The organism is Rhodococcus sp. 15-725-2-2b, assembly GCF_002259075.1.
GTDB lineage: Bacteria > Actinomycetota > Actinomycetes > Mycobacteriales > Mycobacteriaceae > Rhodococcoides.
The window spans coordinates 281,468-295,764 of sequence record NZ_NPFL01000017.1 but is presented as its reverse complement, the minus strand read 5'-3'; the positions used below and the strand labels follow the sequence as shown (position 1 = coordinate 295,764).

At 65.2% G+C, this 14,297-nt stretch carries 16 protein-coding genes and 2 tRNA genes; 5 read left to right on the top strand and 13 right to left on the bottom strand.

The genetic code is table 11. The annotated features are described in order from the left end of the window. Positions 1-36: 36 nt before the first annotated feature. A tRNA-Ile gene (locus CH306_RS19490) sits at positions 37-113 on the top strand. An 87-nt stretch (positions 114-200) separates the two neighbouring features. Next, positions 201-866: a YdeI/OmpD-associated family protein gene (locus CH306_RS19485; RefSeq protein ID WP_256981211.1), complete on the top strand. Its 666-nt coding sequence runs from the start codon at positions 201-203 to the stop codon at positions 864-866. Here CH306_RS19485 and CH306_RS19480 read toward each other — a convergent pair. The 4 genes from CH306_RS19480 to CH306_RS19465 form a co-directional block, all read right to left on the bottom strand. Continuing rightward, entirely contained in the window at positions 807-1,457 is a 651-nt protein-coding gene (locus CH306_RS19480) for an EI24 domain-containing protein (RefSeq protein ID WP_141214710.1), read from the bottom strand. The two genes, CH306_RS19485 and CH306_RS19480, sit on opposite strands and share 60 nt — an antisense overlap. After that, positions 1,454-1,804, bottom strand: a complete 351-nt coding sequence (locus tag CH306_RS19475) for a hypothetical protein (protein WP_032394469.1) — start codon at positions 1,802-1,804, stop codon at positions 1,454-1,456. The genes CH306_RS19480 and CH306_RS19475 overlap by 4 nt, the downstream gene beginning before the upstream one ends. Beyond that, positions 1,801-3,591 carry a TIGR03767 family metallophosphoesterase gene (locus CH306_RS19470; RefSeq protein WP_094647595.1) on the bottom strand — a complete coding sequence of 597 codons (1,791 nt, stop codon included), beginning with the start codon at positions 3,589-3,591 and terminating at the stop codon, positions 1,801-1,803. Before CH306_RS19470 ends, CH306_RS19475 begins: the two co-directional genes overlap by 4 nt. 106 nt (positions 3,592-3,697) lie before the next feature. Beyond that, a complete protein-coding gene (locus CH306_RS19465; protein ID WP_032394471.1) occupies positions 3,698-4,165 on the bottom strand; it encodes a universal stress protein in 468 nt (155 codons plus the stop codon). Between the two features lie 114 nt (positions 4,166-4,279). Here CH306_RS19465 and CH306_RS19460 point away from each other — a divergent pair, with 114 nt between their 5' ends. Beyond that, on the top strand, positions 4,280-5,035 hold the full coding sequence (locus CH306_RS19460; RefSeq protein WP_032394472.1) for a GAF and ANTAR domain-containing protein: 756 nt from the start codon (positions 4,280-4,282) through the stop codon (positions 5,033-5,035). Between the two features lie 9 nt (positions 5,036-5,044). Here CH306_RS19460 and CH306_RS19455 read toward each other — a convergent pair whose 3' ends face one another. The 3 genes from CH306_RS19455 to CH306_RS19445 all read right to left on the bottom strand — a co-directional run bounded on the left by CH306_RS19455 (position 5,045) and on the right by CH306_RS19445 (position 7,303). Beyond that, positions 5,045-6,511, bottom strand: coding sequence for an MFS transporter (locus CH306_RS19455; RefSeq protein WP_094647593.1), 1,467 nt, complete (start codon positions 6,509-6,511; stop codon positions 5,045-5,047). Between the two features lie 52 nt (positions 6,512-6,563). Beyond that, positions 6,564-6,761 (bottom strand): hypothetical protein, encoded by a 198-nt coding sequence (locus CH306_RS19450; RefSeq protein WP_032394474.1) that lies wholly within the window; start codon positions 6,759-6,761, stop codon positions 6,564-6,566. Positions 6,762-6,835: 74 nt separating this feature from the next. Continuing rightward, positions 6,836-7,303 carry an NUDIX domain-containing protein gene (locus CH306_RS19445; RefSeq protein WP_094647591.1) on the bottom strand — a complete coding sequence of 156 codons (468 nt, stop codon included), beginning with the start codon at positions 7,301-7,303 and terminating at the stop codon, positions 6,836-6,838. 82 nt (positions 7,304-7,385) lie between these two features. Between CH306_RS19445 and CH306_RS19440 the strand changes: the two genes are divergently transcribed. Continuing rightward, complete coding sequence (locus CH306_RS19440) at positions 7,386-8,027, top strand: ScbR family autoregulator-binding transcription factor (protein ID WP_032394476.1); 642 nt, start codon at positions 7,386-7,388, stop codon at positions 8,025-8,027. Here the strand turns inward: CH306_RS19440 and CH306_RS19435 are convergent. Continuing rightward, on the bottom strand, positions 8,005-8,919 hold the full coding sequence (locus CH306_RS19435; RefSeq protein WP_094647589.1) for a ScbA/BarX family gamma-butyrolactone biosynthesis protein: 915 nt from the start codon (positions 8,917-8,919) through the stop codon (positions 8,005-8,007). The genes CH306_RS19440 and CH306_RS19435 overlap by 23 nt on opposite strands. Before the next feature lie 267 nt (positions 8,920-9,186). Continuing rightward, positions 9,187-9,259: transfer RNA gene (locus tag CH306_RS19430), tRNA-Asn, on the bottom strand. Positions 9,260-9,419: 160 nt separating this feature from the next. Between CH306_RS19430 and CH306_RS19425 the strand changes: the two genes are divergently transcribed. Then, positions 9,420-9,665: a hypothetical protein gene (locus CH306_RS19425; RefSeq protein ID WP_032394749.1), complete on the top strand. Its 246-nt coding sequence runs from the start codon at positions 9,420-9,422 to the stop codon at positions 9,663-9,665. Here CH306_RS19425 and dnaG read toward each other — a convergent pair. From dnaG to CH306_RS19405, 4 genes are read right to left on the bottom strand one after another with little or no spacing between them, the layout of a single operon-like run. Then, complete coding sequence (gene dnaG / locus CH306_RS19420; protein ID WP_094647587.1) at positions 9,662-11,578, bottom strand: DNA primase; 1,917 nt, start codon at positions 11,576-11,578, stop codon at positions 9,662-9,664. The genes CH306_RS19425 and dnaG overlap by 4 nt on opposite strands. A 51-nt stretch (positions 11,579-11,629) precedes the next feature. Next, positions 11,630-12,904 (bottom strand): deoxyguanosinetriphosphate triphosphohydrolase, encoded by a 1,275-nt coding sequence (locus CH306_RS19415; protein WP_094628773.1) that lies wholly within the window; start codon positions 12,902-12,904, stop codon positions 11,630-11,632. Then, a complete protein-coding gene (locus CH306_RS19410) occupies positions 12,905-13,621 on the bottom strand; it encodes a YdcF family protein (RefSeq protein WP_094628771.1) in 717 nt (238 codons plus the stop codon). A gap of 55 nt (positions 13,622-13,676) precedes the next feature. Next, positions 13,677-14,285, bottom strand: a complete 609-nt coding sequence (locus CH306_RS19405) for a response regulator transcription factor (protein ID WP_094647585.1) — start codon at positions 14,283-14,285, stop codon at positions 13,677-13,679. Positions 14,286-14,297: the final 12 nt, after the last annotated feature.

Below are 14,297 nucleotides of genomic sequence, written 5' to 3'. Positions count from 1 at the left end.
TGTACGATTCTGCAGGCTCGTACCTGGTACGGGCATGGGGCGGTAGCTCAGTCGGTTAGAGCCGTGGACTCATAATCCATTGGTCGCGGGTTCGAGCCCCGCCCGCCCCACCACGAGGTGAACATCGAAGCCCGGCGCTAGGGATCTGCACCCGACAATGGGACAGCAGATTTCCTCGACTGCGAGCACACTGAAACAATGTGGAACCGTGGCGAGGTGGCACCGGCAGCAGTCGATTGCGCGAGCACGTGACGACACCGGAGCCGCCGACGGCATCCGACCACCCGCCGACGTGGAAGTTCGAGTACCCGATTTTTCACGCCGAGACTCGGACACAGTGGCGTACTTGGCTCGAGCTCCATCATGCATCCACCCGTGGCGTGTGGCTGTGTTCGTGGCGCAACACCACCACCCGGCCACGGTGCCCGTACCCGGACGCCGTCGAGGAAGCCATCTGCTTCGGTTGGATCGATTCCACCGGCAGCAACTTCGACGACGAGCGCAGCCTGCAGATGTTCACACCACGCAGGCCCAAGAGTCCGTGGACCCGGCTCAACCGACAACGCGCAGCCGATATGGAAGACAGCGGCCTCATGACCGAAGCAGGCCGACGTGCCATCGCTGCCGCGAAGGCCAACGGCTGGTGGACGATTGCCGATCAGGTCGAAGACCTCGAGGAACCACTCGAACTCGCAACTGCCCTGAACCGAGACCCGAACGCCCGGAGCACCTGGGACGGTTTTCCGCCCAGTGCCCGCAAACAGATGCTGTGGTGGGTCGTCAGCGCTGCGCGAGACGCCACTCGCTCAGCTCGAATCGCGCACATCGTCGCCGAGGCCGCGGCCGGTCGGCGAGCCCGCGGCTGAGTGCCGTCGAAGCATCGCCGCCCTTCGATACAGCCGCGACCAAAGGACCAGCAACGCAGCGGTATTTGCCCCGAACCACAGCCACGTCACGAACGCGGCCACGACACCGGTGACGAAGAATCCCAGTAGCAGTGGCACAACCCAGCCGAGGACGTAGGCCAGGATCGTGACGACCGCCGCGACTGCGCACCGCCCCGGAGACCACCGGACCATGTGCAACGCAGCGCGAAACGGATTTCGGTTGCCGTCGACCGCGGCCGGAAGTATCAGCAGCGCAACCAGAATCACGATGGCCGGGAGCAGAGGGAAAAGAATTGCCAGCGCAACGGCCACAAGAGTGAGCACTACACACCACACCAGGACGCGCGGCCGTCGCCATGCCCGACCCAGTGCACCGGACGCTTTGCCGTCCACCACGTCGAGTGCCGTCGATGCGGTGATCCACAGTGCGATCACCAGTGCCGCGGCGGAGGCCGCAACCAGCCCCGCGAAACCGAGGGACGACGTCGGAACCGGATCCCCCAGCACGGTCAGCGCCTGAACCAGTGCCGACACGACCACCACGGCAGCGAGAACCACACTCCCCCTCACGGTGCACCGACCGTCGAATTGCGATCGAGCACGTCCTGCACCGACCCCGAGTAGAGGACCTCCGTACCGACCTTGACTTCGACGGTGCTCGCGTCGTCCGAGGTGGCCGAACCTGTGATCGCCTCGTTGTCGGTTGTCTCCCCGGCACATTCGATATCGGCTCCGGTACCCGAGCACACCGGTGCGACCAGGATCTCGATCCCCTTCTCGAACAGGACGTCGTTCACTGCGTAGCGGAGGTCACCGAGCTCGGCACCACCGACCGGGGCGAGTGCGGCGGTCTGCGAGCACCCCGCGCACGCCACCAGCACGGACAACAGCAGGATCGTCCTGCGAACACTGTTCATCGGCCCTGCCTCGTCTCGTAGGCGATCAGTCTGGCGTGCTCGTCCAGGTGTTGCTGCTCGAGGGCGGCGTCGGTGATGCTGCTCAGATCGAACGGTGCAGGCAGGAGCAGCTCGGTGTTGCGATCGAGGCGCGAACCCCTCCGCATCAGCGGATTCTCGGCCCAGTCGTTGGCCGCCAACTCACGGCTACGGGACGCCAGATCCAGGTAGCTGCCACTGTTTCCGGGCGTGACCGGAGATGCGTGATCGAGAACGGTGGTGAACAGCGACAGTGTCCCGTCTCGGTTGTCGACGATCTCGACCACCTGCTGCTGCTGCGGGAAATCGATGCACGACGCGGTGGTGATCTCCCAGAATCCTCGTCCGTCTCGCGAGTGCGCCAGAATTTGGTTCTGGTGGGTGTGGCCGTTGAGCCAACCGATCACCACCGGATACTTCAGCAGCAGATCGACGAATTCGTCTGCGCCGTAGAGCTTCACCGATTGCCCTGGCCGCTGTGCTCGGTTCTCCAGTGTCAGGCTGTTGTGGTGCGTGTAGATCAGTACGAGCTTGTTCTCGGCCTGCGCCCGCTCCAATTGCTGGGTGAGCCATTCGAACTGGTTCTCCGGAACCGCACCGTCGGGACCGGCGACGGCATTGCACGTGTCCAGCCCGAACGTGCGAATGTTCGGGGTGGGGTCTGCGGTCCACCAGGTCTCGCCGGAGTCGAGGTTGTGTTGGGTGAAGCCGTGACCGATCGGACCCGGCGTCGGGGTGGTCTCGAAGTGCTCCGCCATGAACTCGCGTTGCTCGAACAGATATCGAGCCGGATCGGCGGACACCGCGCGAAACCCCGGTCGCGCACCGGATCCCACGCCGAGCGCATCGACCATTCGTTGCAGCGGACTGGCCGTCGAGGCGTAGCCGGCCAGTGCCGAGGTGGCTGTCGCCTCGAGCGTGTACGCCTTGCGACCACCGACAGCGAGCGCGTGCAGTTGCGAGGACAGATCGAAGGTGCCGAGCAACAGGGTGTCGTGGTTGCCGTACACCGAGTACCACGGCACGGGTAGACCCACCGATTCGACGGTGCCCGATATCGCCTGGTCGAGAAGGTCGGGAAGCGTCGGGAATCCGTATTCGCCGAACGATCCTCCCGACGGGTCACCGGGCCGATAGGCCCACTGCGCCTCCGGCCAGGCCTGAACACCCTCGAAGACGTTCGCGGCCCCGCTCGCCGGCCGAACCGGGACTCCGTCGAGAACGTCTATGTACCAGCGTAGTTCGAGATGAGAATGCATGTCGGCACTGTCCCCGGTGACCACGGCCGCTCCCATCGGTGCGCCGGTGACCGGGCTGATCCGCGCATCCGCGAACGCCTTCACCATCGCCGCGGTGACGTGCACGGTCAGCGGATCCTGCGGATGGAACGCCGAGCCCCAGGCGGCATGGTCGGAGACGATCATCGGCTCGATCCGTCCGGGCGACTGCGCGTCGATGACGTGCATGTCCGAGAGGTGTCCGAGGTAGAGCAACGACCGTCGGGACTGCACCCTCGACGGACTCGGCGCTCGTCCGAGGACGTCCAGTCGAGCAACGTAGGGCTCCCCCGGTCCAATACCGAGTACGCGGTACTTGCCCGGCCCGGTCGAGGTTCGCAGGATCGTCTGCGCCAGTGTTCCGGTCCCGTCCGCCTCCACAGGTTGGGCGTGCGCAACGAGAGCCTGACCCAGCACGTGGGGTGCAATTCCCCAGGCCGCCGCGAGCGCGCCCACCCGAGCGATGAATTGTCGACGCGACAGCCCAGCCATGGAACTCCTCGGATCCTCGAGAACGGCACCACGTCTGCCTCGCATCCGACGAGGTGACTGCCTATTTTTACAGGGCCGACGGCAGACAGGCTCGTTTTCGGATCGTTCAGGGCACCACAGTCACCGGCCAGCGGCCCGCCTTGACCAACCGCACCGCCACCGAACCTGCGATTCGGTGGCCCGCAGTCTCGGACGCCCCCACTACGACCGCGTCGGTGCGCAGTTGCTCTGCCACGGCGATCAGCCCGTTGTACGGGTCGCCCTGCGCGGTCCGGAACTCCCACCGCACGTGTTCCCGATCCCCGAATCGTGCAGCGGAGGCACGGACGTACTCGAGCAACTCGTCGGCGATCTGCTGGCCGGTTTCGACGAGAGAGATGCCGGCCTGGCCCCACGACGCCGTCGCAATGGGTTGCACGTACACCAGCACCAGCAGAGACCGCTGCCTACGAGCGAGCCCTGCCGCATAGGCGGCGGCGCGCCAGGAGGAATCGGAACCGTCGACACCCACCACGATCGACTTCGGACCGTCGTGGCCGTACTCGAAACCGGTGGATCCTTGTGCGTCGCTCACCAGTCGAGGCTACTGCTGAGACCCGTCCTATCGGCCACCCGATCCGGTGACGGTACGGTTGATGCACTCCGAGTCCCGGTCACTCGATGCTCACACACTGGACGGAAGTAACCAATGAACGACGAATCGCAGCCGAGCGGACCTCCAGCCGTTCCTGCAGGCTCCACCGACGGCCCGGTGACCGACCCGGCCACCGTGTTCGCCGCACTGGCCGACATCGTGTACCGAGGCAGCAGCGCGGAAGAGATCTACACCGCGATCTGCAATGCCGCCGTGCTGATCGTTCCCCACTGTGATCACGCCAGCCTGATGCTGATGCGTCACGGAAAGCCCGTCACCGTCGCGGCCTCCGACGACGTCGCTCGTGTCATCGACGACATCGAGCGCGCCACCGGCGAAGGCCCGTGTCTGGACGCGATCACCAGCGAGGCGGCGCAGCTCGAGGCCGACTTCCGGACACCGACGCAGTGGCCCGCGATGGCTCGCGGTGTGTTGAACCGCACGCCGGTGCGAGGGGCCATGGGATTTCGCCTGAAGGTGGACGATCAGAAGGTGGGCGCGCTCAACCTGTTCACCGACGAGCCGGGTGTGTTCGACGCCGACAGCGCGAGCAAGGCGATCATTCTGACGGCGTTCACGGCCGTCGCCGTTGCTGCGGTCATGAACGGTCAGGAGGCGTCGACTCTGCGTGACGGACTCGAGAGCAACCGTGAGATCGGCAAGGCGATCGGCCTGATCATGGCTCTGCACGATGTGTCCGGCGACGAGGCGTTCGCCCTGTTGCGTAAGTCCTCTCAGGACCTGAACGTCAAGATCGCCGACCTCGCAGCAACCGTGGTCGATCGGCACAGCAAGGGCTTGAAGTCCTGAGCTGTGCGCTCAGTGCCCACTCTGGACCTTCTTGGGGAGCGCGAACACCAACGCCAGTGCCACAAGACTGAACGCGGCACTCACGGCCATCGCCATGGCCGCGCCGTGCAGAAAGCCGGAGCCGACGGTATCGGGGCCGGTGATGGTCAGAGATCCGAACAGCACACTACCGATGACGGCGATGCCGATCGCGGAGCCGACGCGCTGCATGGTGGAGATGACCCCGCTCGCGGCTCCCGCGTCGTCGCGATCGACGGTCGCGACGATGAACTGCGCGTTGGGTGCGATGAACGCGCCGTTGCCCAGACCTGCGATGAACAGTGGAACCAACAGCGTCCAGTGCGAGATCGTGTCGGCGGAGCTGGTCGCAAGGATGATCCACAGCCAGATCAGCCCGATCGAGACGAGCGAGGCCCCGAGTACGAGAACGGTACGACCGAGCCGGATCGTCAGCCTGTTGCTCTGCGAGGCGGCAATGATGCTGCCGATGGCGAACGGTATGGACACCAGTCCCGATGCCAGTGCCGTGTTGCCCAGCCCGGTCTGCCACAGCAGCGAGATGGTGAAGAAGATGCTCGTGAAGGCGGCGAAGTAGACGAGCGCGAGGATCACACCTCCGGTGAACGCGGGACGGGTGAACAATCGAGGCGGCACCAACGGATTCTGTCCGCGGCCGCTCCGGATCACTTCCCACCGGCCGAACAGCGCGATGAGGCCGAGGCCTGCGGCGATCGTCAGGTAGGTCCACATCGGCCAGCCCGATTCCTGGCCCTCGATCAGCGGAACGAGCAGTGCGATGAGTCCTGCCGAGATGAGCAACAGTCCGAGCCAGTCGATTCCGGGGCGGGCCGTCGGTTCGGTGTCGGTCTTGCTCGGGAGCAGCACTGCAGCCGCGACGAGACCGACGATTCCGATCGGTAGGTTGACCCAGAAGACCAGCCGCCAGCCGTTCTCGTCGCCGAAAGCCTGGATGATGAGGCCGCCCGCGATCGGTCCGAGCGCCGTCGAGACGCCGATGACCGCGCCCATGATGGCGAATGCCTTGCCTCGCACCGGACCTGGAAACAGCAGTTGAATGAACGCCGTGACCGCGGGGACGAACATACCGCCGGCCAGACCCTGCACGACTCGAGCGACGACCAGCTGCAGATCGTCCTGAGCCAGCCCACACGCGAAACTCGCGAGGGTGAAGAGGGCGAGCCCGGTGAAGAAGACCCACTTGTGGCCGATCCGGTCGCCCACCTTGCCTGCCGGGATGAGAGCCAGGCCGAAGGCGAGTGCATACCCCGAGATGATCCACGACAGAACCGATTCCGACGCTTCCAACGTGGTGCTGATCGTCGGGAGCGCCACGTTGACGATCGTGGTGTCGAGCAACGCCATGAACATTCCGAGCAGAAGGACCACGAGCGCCTGCCAGGCGCGTTTGGGAACCTCTGTTGCCGGTGGGGTTGCAGAGGCGATGCCGTCGGTCACTGTGTTGTCCTTCGTCGTTGTCGCCGGGCGGTATCGGCCGACCGATCCTCGGTCACTGGCCGATCATTGCCGTTGCGACGAAGACCCACGACAGTCCGCCGGCCAGAACCACGAACGCCGATGCGACGATTCGGCCACCCCACTGAGTCTCCACGAGGGATGTCTCCACGACCGATGTATCCACGACCGAAGTCTCGGCACGAGTTCCCTCCGAGACGGTTTTCGCGCCCGCCGTATCCATCGTCGTCATGATTCGATTCCCACCCTGCATCCGCGACCCTCGTCATTTCCGGCCGGTGGATACCCTGGGAACCCGCGCCGAAACTATCGTGCCGCGACAACTGCCTCCAGCGCGTCCAGAAATGGGTGCTGCGAGGCGAGCAACTTCGCTCTCGCCTGAGCCAGTGGAAACCACTCGACGCGGTCGACCTCGGGAAACGATGTCATGATGCCGGATTTCGGAGGCCATTCGATCTCGAATGTGTTGCTCACCGCATTCGACACATCCAGATCGCACTCGACGCCGAACGCGGTGACGATCTTCCCGCCGCGCTGCGTGACCGTGCCGAGTTCGATGTGATCTCCCGCCGGAACGTCGATCCCGACTTCCTCGCGAAATTCTCGCTGCGCCGCCGTCCACGGGTTTTCGCCGTCGGTGATCAGACCTTTGACGATCGACCAGGCTCCGTCGTCCTTGCGAGCCCAGAACGGTCCGCCGGGGTGAGCGATCAGCACATCCGGACCGTCGACTCCGACGCGGTACAACAGAATTCCTGCGCTCGTATCGACCATGGTCTCAGCCTGCCATCAATCCGGAGGAGAATGTCTTGCTGCACGCCGTGCCGCGAACCCGGGTAACAGTTATTGTCGACCGATGCAGGAGCGTGCAGCGTCCACCAGGCAGGCCGTACTCGAAGGTGCTGCCGCCAGTTTCGAGAAGTTCGGTTACGGCACAGCAAGTTTGAGCACCATCATCGCCCATGCCGGGGTCAGCAAAGGCGCGATGTATTTCCATTTCTCGTCCAAGGAAGATCTGGCGCAGGCCGTGATCGACGCGCAACTGGCCATGGCGGCGAGTGCGAGCGCCATCGTCATCGAGCGGACGCCGAAAGCGTTGGACGCCTTGATCCTGGTGAGCAAGGAGTTGGGACGCCAACTGCAGACCGAATCGATCGCCCGCGGGGGTATGCGGTTGACTTTGGAGTCGGCCATCGTGGGCAGTCCCAATGCGCAAGCGTTCGAGGACTGGGTCGGCAAGATGGGCGATCTGGCCGCACGCGCTCAGGCCGAGGGCGACATCGTCGACGGTATGGACGCACTCACGCTCGGCCGCTACATCGTCGCGTCGTTCACCGGCGTGCAGACGGTCTCGGAGATGCTGACCGGACGTGCCGATCTACAGCAGCGGCTGACCGAGATGTGGCAGATGTTGCTGCCCGCTGTGGTGCCGCGCCGACGCCTCCCGCGGGCGATGTCAGTTGCCGAGGACGCCCTTATCGACTGGAGCGATCGGTAGGAGCCAACCACGGTTCGGACGTCGCCGTGACGGACATCGCCGACAGCACCGCGCCGTCGTGCTCGAACTGAATACGGAAGACGCCGTCGGTGGAGTCCGTGTCGACGATCACCGAGCACGGGTTGGTCCACTCGGCGAATCCCATGAACCTCACCTCGCAGGAGGTGAAATCCAGTGCCGGTGTTCCGGTGGCCAAGCGTAGAGCCTGACGGGCTGCCTCGAGCATCGTGACGCCCGGCAGGTACTCGACCGAATGGTCGAACATCGCCAGGTTGCGCGGATCCGGCGCGACGGCGATGGTTCCGTCGGATGTGTGCCGCGCCAGCACCACGTCGGACGGATCGAGGCGTCCGACGGAGGACGGCGGGACCACCTCGGTTCCGGCCGGCAGGAAACGGAAGTGGGGGTCGGCAACGGTCGACTTCCGAACCTGCGAATACACCTCGGGTCCGATGGTCCGGACCGACGCCGTCCCCGACGCGACGAGGTGGGTGCCGTTCAGGAGTCGGGCCGAGAGCTTCATGTTGTCCAGCGACTCGTTCTCGAACGTCACGTCGGTCGTGATCGACTCTGCGACAAGCGAGTCTTCGATGTCGTCGACCGACAGCGGGTCCAGGATCTCGAAGCGAGAGTGCTCGATGAACACCACGTGATCGAGTGGCACGCCGTGGTTGACGTGGGAGAAGAGGCTGATTGCCTGGCGTAGAGCCTCGGCCACCATCAACGAGTCGTGGGTTCGGCGAACCGGCGCGAACATGCGATGCGACGTGGGGAACTGGACCGCCGCCCGATGGGTGCCGTCGACGGTCTCGTAATCGGTCAACAGAACGTCGGCCGGAGACCGCCGATGCACGAGGTGTCGTGGAACGGTTGCTGCGTAACTCAAACTCATGAAGCCCCTTAAAACCGACCGACCCGGTTTTTAATAGCACTGTCGAGCCACCGGGATCGCTCGTTCAGTATGTCGCGGACGACCGACAAAACTGACATCGGTCGACGGGATTCATTCATTCGATATACAGAAATAACCGTCACGATCTGTTATCTAGCTCGAACTCGCGGTACCACATGTCCGGTACGTTCCTGCGCCGCGCCTGGGCTCCGGTGGCCTACCCCCGACAGCAAAAATCCCCACCCGGCGAACCGGACGGGGACTGCGCTCCCCCACCTGGACTCGAACCAGGAACCCTTCGATTAACAGTCGAATGCTCTGCCAATTGAGCTATGGGGGATTACCTCGCGGCGTCACACTCTCGTGCGAGCCGTTGGAAACAATAGCGCACACCCCCTTGCTACTACCAAATCGGGTTCTGCCGAGTACCAAATCGCCCTGCTCGAGGTTCGTCGGGCAAGATGGAAGAACAGCCGCACGCCCTATGGGAGGACCTACTGATGATTCGTTTGGTACTGGCGGCCGGAGCTGCTTACGTACTCGGTGCCAAGGCGGGACGTGGCCGGTACGAGCAGATTCGCAAGACGGCGAGCGCCGTCGCGTCGAGCCCGGCCACCAAGAAGGCGATCGAGGTCGGCCGTCAGAAGCTGTCCGATTCCCTGAACACCCAGCCACGACTGGAACCGATGAAGCCGATCGACGACGAGACCCAGGTCTTCGTTCCCCGCGATCAGCTGCGGCGCTAACCGACCTCGGCCACACTCCCGACGGCGAGCTCGAGCAGACTGCGGCGGTACTGCTCGAGGGCGATGAGGTCGCCGAACAGCGCGTTGTAGTCGTCGGGCTTCTCCACCGGCGACATGCGCTGCAGTTTCGATTTGAGTTCCGCCACCTGTTGGCCGACCCATACCTCCTGGAGTCGCGCGAGCACGCCCGAGATGTAGCGGGTGAGGGCGTCGTCGGCCACGCGCATCGGATCGACGGCGAGCTCGGTGACCAACGACACGACAACGGCGTCCTTGGCCTGTTTGGCCACGGCGTCGACCCACTCCCCTCCGCCCAGCCCGGCAGCGGTGCCGCCGGCAGCGGCCACTGCGTCGCGCACGGCCGCGTACGCCGGGTGATGGAAGCTTTCCGGCGGGAGCGAATCGAATACCGTTCCTGCCATCGCGGGCATCTGCAGTACCGCCTTGAGCGCTTCCCGTTGCGGCCACAGGGACGGATCGGTGGGATTGGGGCGCGGCGGCCCGGCGGGGGCTTCGGCGGGCGCTGCCTGACGCTTCTCGAACGCCACGCGTTTTCCACTCGAGTCGCCTCGGGCACCCTTCTTCGCCTCGTCGCGCACGCGGGCGAGCACCATCGCGGTGTCGTCCCACCCGGTCCAGCCGGCGAGCTGCCGCGCGTACTCGTCCCGCAGCGACGCATCCTTGATGCGGGCGACCACGGGGACGGTTCGCTTCAATGCTTCGACTCGCCCCTCGGGCGTATCGAGATCATGTTCTCGCAGCAGCGATTTGACGACGAAAGCGAACATCGGGGTGCGCCTGGCCACGAGATCGCGAACGGCGTTGTCGCCGGATTTCAGGCGTAGATCGCACGGGTCCATTCCGTCCGGCGCGACGGCGACGAACGTCTGACCGGCGATCTTCTGATCACCCTCGAATGCCTTCATCGCGGCGGCCTGGCCGGCCTCGTCGCCGTCGAAGGTGTAGATCACTTCGCCGCGAAAGTAGCTGTCGTCCATCATCAATCGACGCAGCATCGCCAGGTGATCCTCGCCGAATGCGGTTCCGCAGGACGCCACCGCAGTCTTGACGCCTGCCAGGTGCATCGCCATCACGTCGGTGTAGCCCTCGACGATGACGGCCTGATGCGATTTCGCGATCTCCTTGCGCGCCAGATCGAGGCCGAACAACACCTGAGACTTCTTGTACAGCATCGTTTCCGGGGTGTTGATGTACTTACCCGGCATCGTGTCGTCGTCGAACAGCTTGCGCGCGCCGAAGCCGATGACGTCGCCGCTCTGACTGCGAATGGGCCACACCAGCCGACGCCGGAAGCGATCGATCGGCGTCCCCCGCTTACCGGGTGTCGCCAGCCCCGCGTCGACTATTTCCTTGGCCTCGAAGCCCTTGCCCAGCAGGTGTTTGGTGAGGGTGTCCCAGCCGTCGGGCGCGTATCCGCAGCCGTAGGCCAGGGCGGCGTGGCCGTCGAAGTTGCGCTCGGTGAGGTAGTCCCGCGCAGCCTGGGCGTCGGGACCTCCGAGCCTGCCCGCGTAGAACTCCTGCGCGGCCGCGTTCGCGGCGATCAGGCGCGCTCGGGTGCCGCGATCGCGTTGAACCGACGGCCCTCCGCCCTCGTAGGAGATCGAGTAGTTCAACCGATCGGCCAATTGCTCGACGGCCTCGACGAAGGAGATGTGCTCGATCTTCTGAAGGAAGGAGTAGGCGTCACCGCCCTCGCCGCAGCCGAAGCAGTGATAGTGACCGTGATTGGGACGGACGTGGAACGACGGAGACTTCTCGTCGTGGAAGGGGCACAACCCCTTCATGGAGTCGCCGCCCGCGCGCTTGAGAGAGACGTAGTCGCCGACTATGTCTTCGATCCGTGTGCGTTCGCGAATGGCGGCGATGTCGCGTTCAGGAATTCGGCCGGCCACGAAGGGCAGTCTAGTCCCGATCCCGACGCACCCACATTCGGTCGCGAGCGGTCAGCCCCAGCTGGCCTGAGCTCCGAGGGAACGCTTGTCGATCAGTTCGAGTCGGCTCTCGGTGTACGACGCGATCTGGTCGACGACCACTCGGGTGCGTTCGGCATCGCTGTCGGCCCGCTGCCAGGCGGGCACCAGGATGGGGTCCAGCTCGCCCGGAGCCGAGCGCATCAACCACTCGGCGACGCGGTGGATGCGATCGCGCTGACGCTCCTGGCGGATCTTGTGTCCGGCGTCGGACATCACGTACCGCAGGGCCATGGTCTTGAGCAGCGCAACCTCTGAGCCGACGATCGACGGCACCACGAGATCGGCGTCGTAGCGACTCAACGGCGCGGTGCCGTACTTCTCGTGCGTGCCCTCGATGGCGGCGGTGGCGAAGCGGCCGACGAGTTCACTGGTCATGTGCTTGAGCGCCACCGATGCGGCGAGAGTTCCGTCGTAGCGTCCGACCGCGACCACGACGGGCATCCTCGACAGGCGATCCGCGGCCTCGATCAGTTCGTCGACATCGAGTCCGCGAAATTCGGAGACGCCGAGTTCTGCGAGGGCGCGTCGCTCGATCGGATCGGACAGCGCCCGCAGGTCGATTCGAGCGTCGATCACACCGTCCTCGACGTCGTGCACCGAGTACGCCACGTCGTCGGACCAGTCCATGCTCTGCGCTTCGAGGCACTTGTGTTTGTCCGGGGCACCGTCACGCACCCAACCCAGAATGGCGGAGTCGTCGTCGTAGGCACCGAATTTCGCGCCCGGGGCTGGTCGGATCCAGGGGTACTTGGTGGCGGCATCGAGCGAGGCTCGGGTCAGGTTGAGCCCGACGCTGCGACCGTCGGCATCGAGGATCTTCGGCTCGAGTCCGGTGAGAATGCGCAGGTTCTGCGCGTTGCCCTCGAACCCACCGCAATCCTGGGCCACTTCGTCGAGGGCGCGTTCGCCGTTGTGCCCGTACGGCGGGTGGCCGATGTCGTGCGCCAGCCCGGCCAGGTCCACCAGATCGGGATCGCTGCCGAGTCCTTCGGCGATGCTGCGGCCGATCTGGGCAACTTCGAGCGAGTGCGTCAACCGCGTGCGTGGGGTGTCTCCGTCTCGCGGTCCGGTGACCTGGGTCTTGTCGGCGAGCCTGCGCAGTGCGGCGCAGTGCAACACGCGCGCTCGATCGCGCGCGAAGGCGCTTCGGTGCGAGGCGTTGTCTGCCCCGGCCCGCAGTCCCGCGGTCTTGGGCGGTTCGGGGACGAATCGTTCGACGTCGTGGGCCGAGTACGTGCCGGTCATCTACTGGCCTGCCGTGTAGGAGAAGTCCGCGGTGAAGTGGGTCAGCTGATACCACAGCAGAGCGCCTGTCTCCCTGGCGATTCCGTGCGCCTGGGATTCTCTGGTGTAGACAGCCGGACCGGTGCGCGTCGGCGAGGTCCAGGCGTCCAGGCCCGCGTCGCGCGCCATGGTTCGGGTGCGAAGTGAATGCCACGGATCGCTGACCAACACCACCGACGACTTGCCCTGCTCGCGCAGGGTGTTGCTCACGGCCTCGATGCTCTCCAGTGTGTCCGAGCCGGTCTCGACGGCAACGATGGCGTCGGCGGGAACGCCCTGATCGATCAGATAGTTGCGGCCCGATGCGGCCTCGGTGAACAGGTCCCCCTCCTGCTTGCCACCGACGGTGACGATCTCGGGGGCTATACCCTGCTCGTACAGCGACGCGGCCTGGGACAGTCGTGCCTCGAACACCGTCGAGGGGGTGCCGCTGTACTGCGCGGCACCGAGCACCACGATGGCGTCCGCCTTGGAATAGTCGTCGATGCGCGCCACCTGCCACACCCGCACTGCTGTTCCCGCGACCAGCACCAGCGACATCAGCACCACTCCCGCGACGAGCCGACCGGTCCAGCGTCCGAGCGTTCCGAAGAAGCCCAGGCGCTCGGGACCGGGGTCCGGGGCATACCGATCGTCGTACGGATCTCCGTACGAATCTCGGTCGAGAGTTGAATTCACCCCTCGAGTTTGCCAGGCCTGCTCGTCGGCGTGGTCACGGCGCGCCCCGAACGACCTACAGCCACCCTCTGTCCTCGGCCACCCGTACCGCCTCGGCCCGGGTAGTGGTGCCGGTCTTACCGATGGCCGACGACAGATGATTGCGTACCGTGCCCTCCGAGAGGTGGACCTGAGCAGCGATGGATCCCGCCGTCCCGCCCTTGGCGGCCGCCCGGAGAACCTCCTGCTCTCGGGCCGTCAGTGGAGAGACGCCGTCGGTGAGGGTTTCGGTCGCCAGCGCCGGATCGACCACGCGAAGCCCCATGTGCACGCGCCGAACGGCGTCGGCCAACTGCTTGGCTGGGGTGTCCTTGACCACGAAACCCGACGCACCCGCATCGATCGCGCGCCGCAGGTAGCCGGGTCGCCCGAATGTGGTGACGATCAGCACTCTCGACTCCGGTGCGATCAGGGCCAGTTCGGCGGTGACCTCGATACCGTTCTTGCCGGGCATCTCCACGTCGAGCAGGACGACGTCGGGTCGATGTTCGAGAACGGCAGCGGCGACCTCGTCCCCGCGTCCCACCTCGGCGACGACGTCGAGATCCTGTTCGAGCCCCAGCAGAGCTGCCAGCGCTCCCCGCACCAGGGCTTGGTCGTCCGCCAGCAGGAGTGTGATGGTCATTGCGCCTGCGTC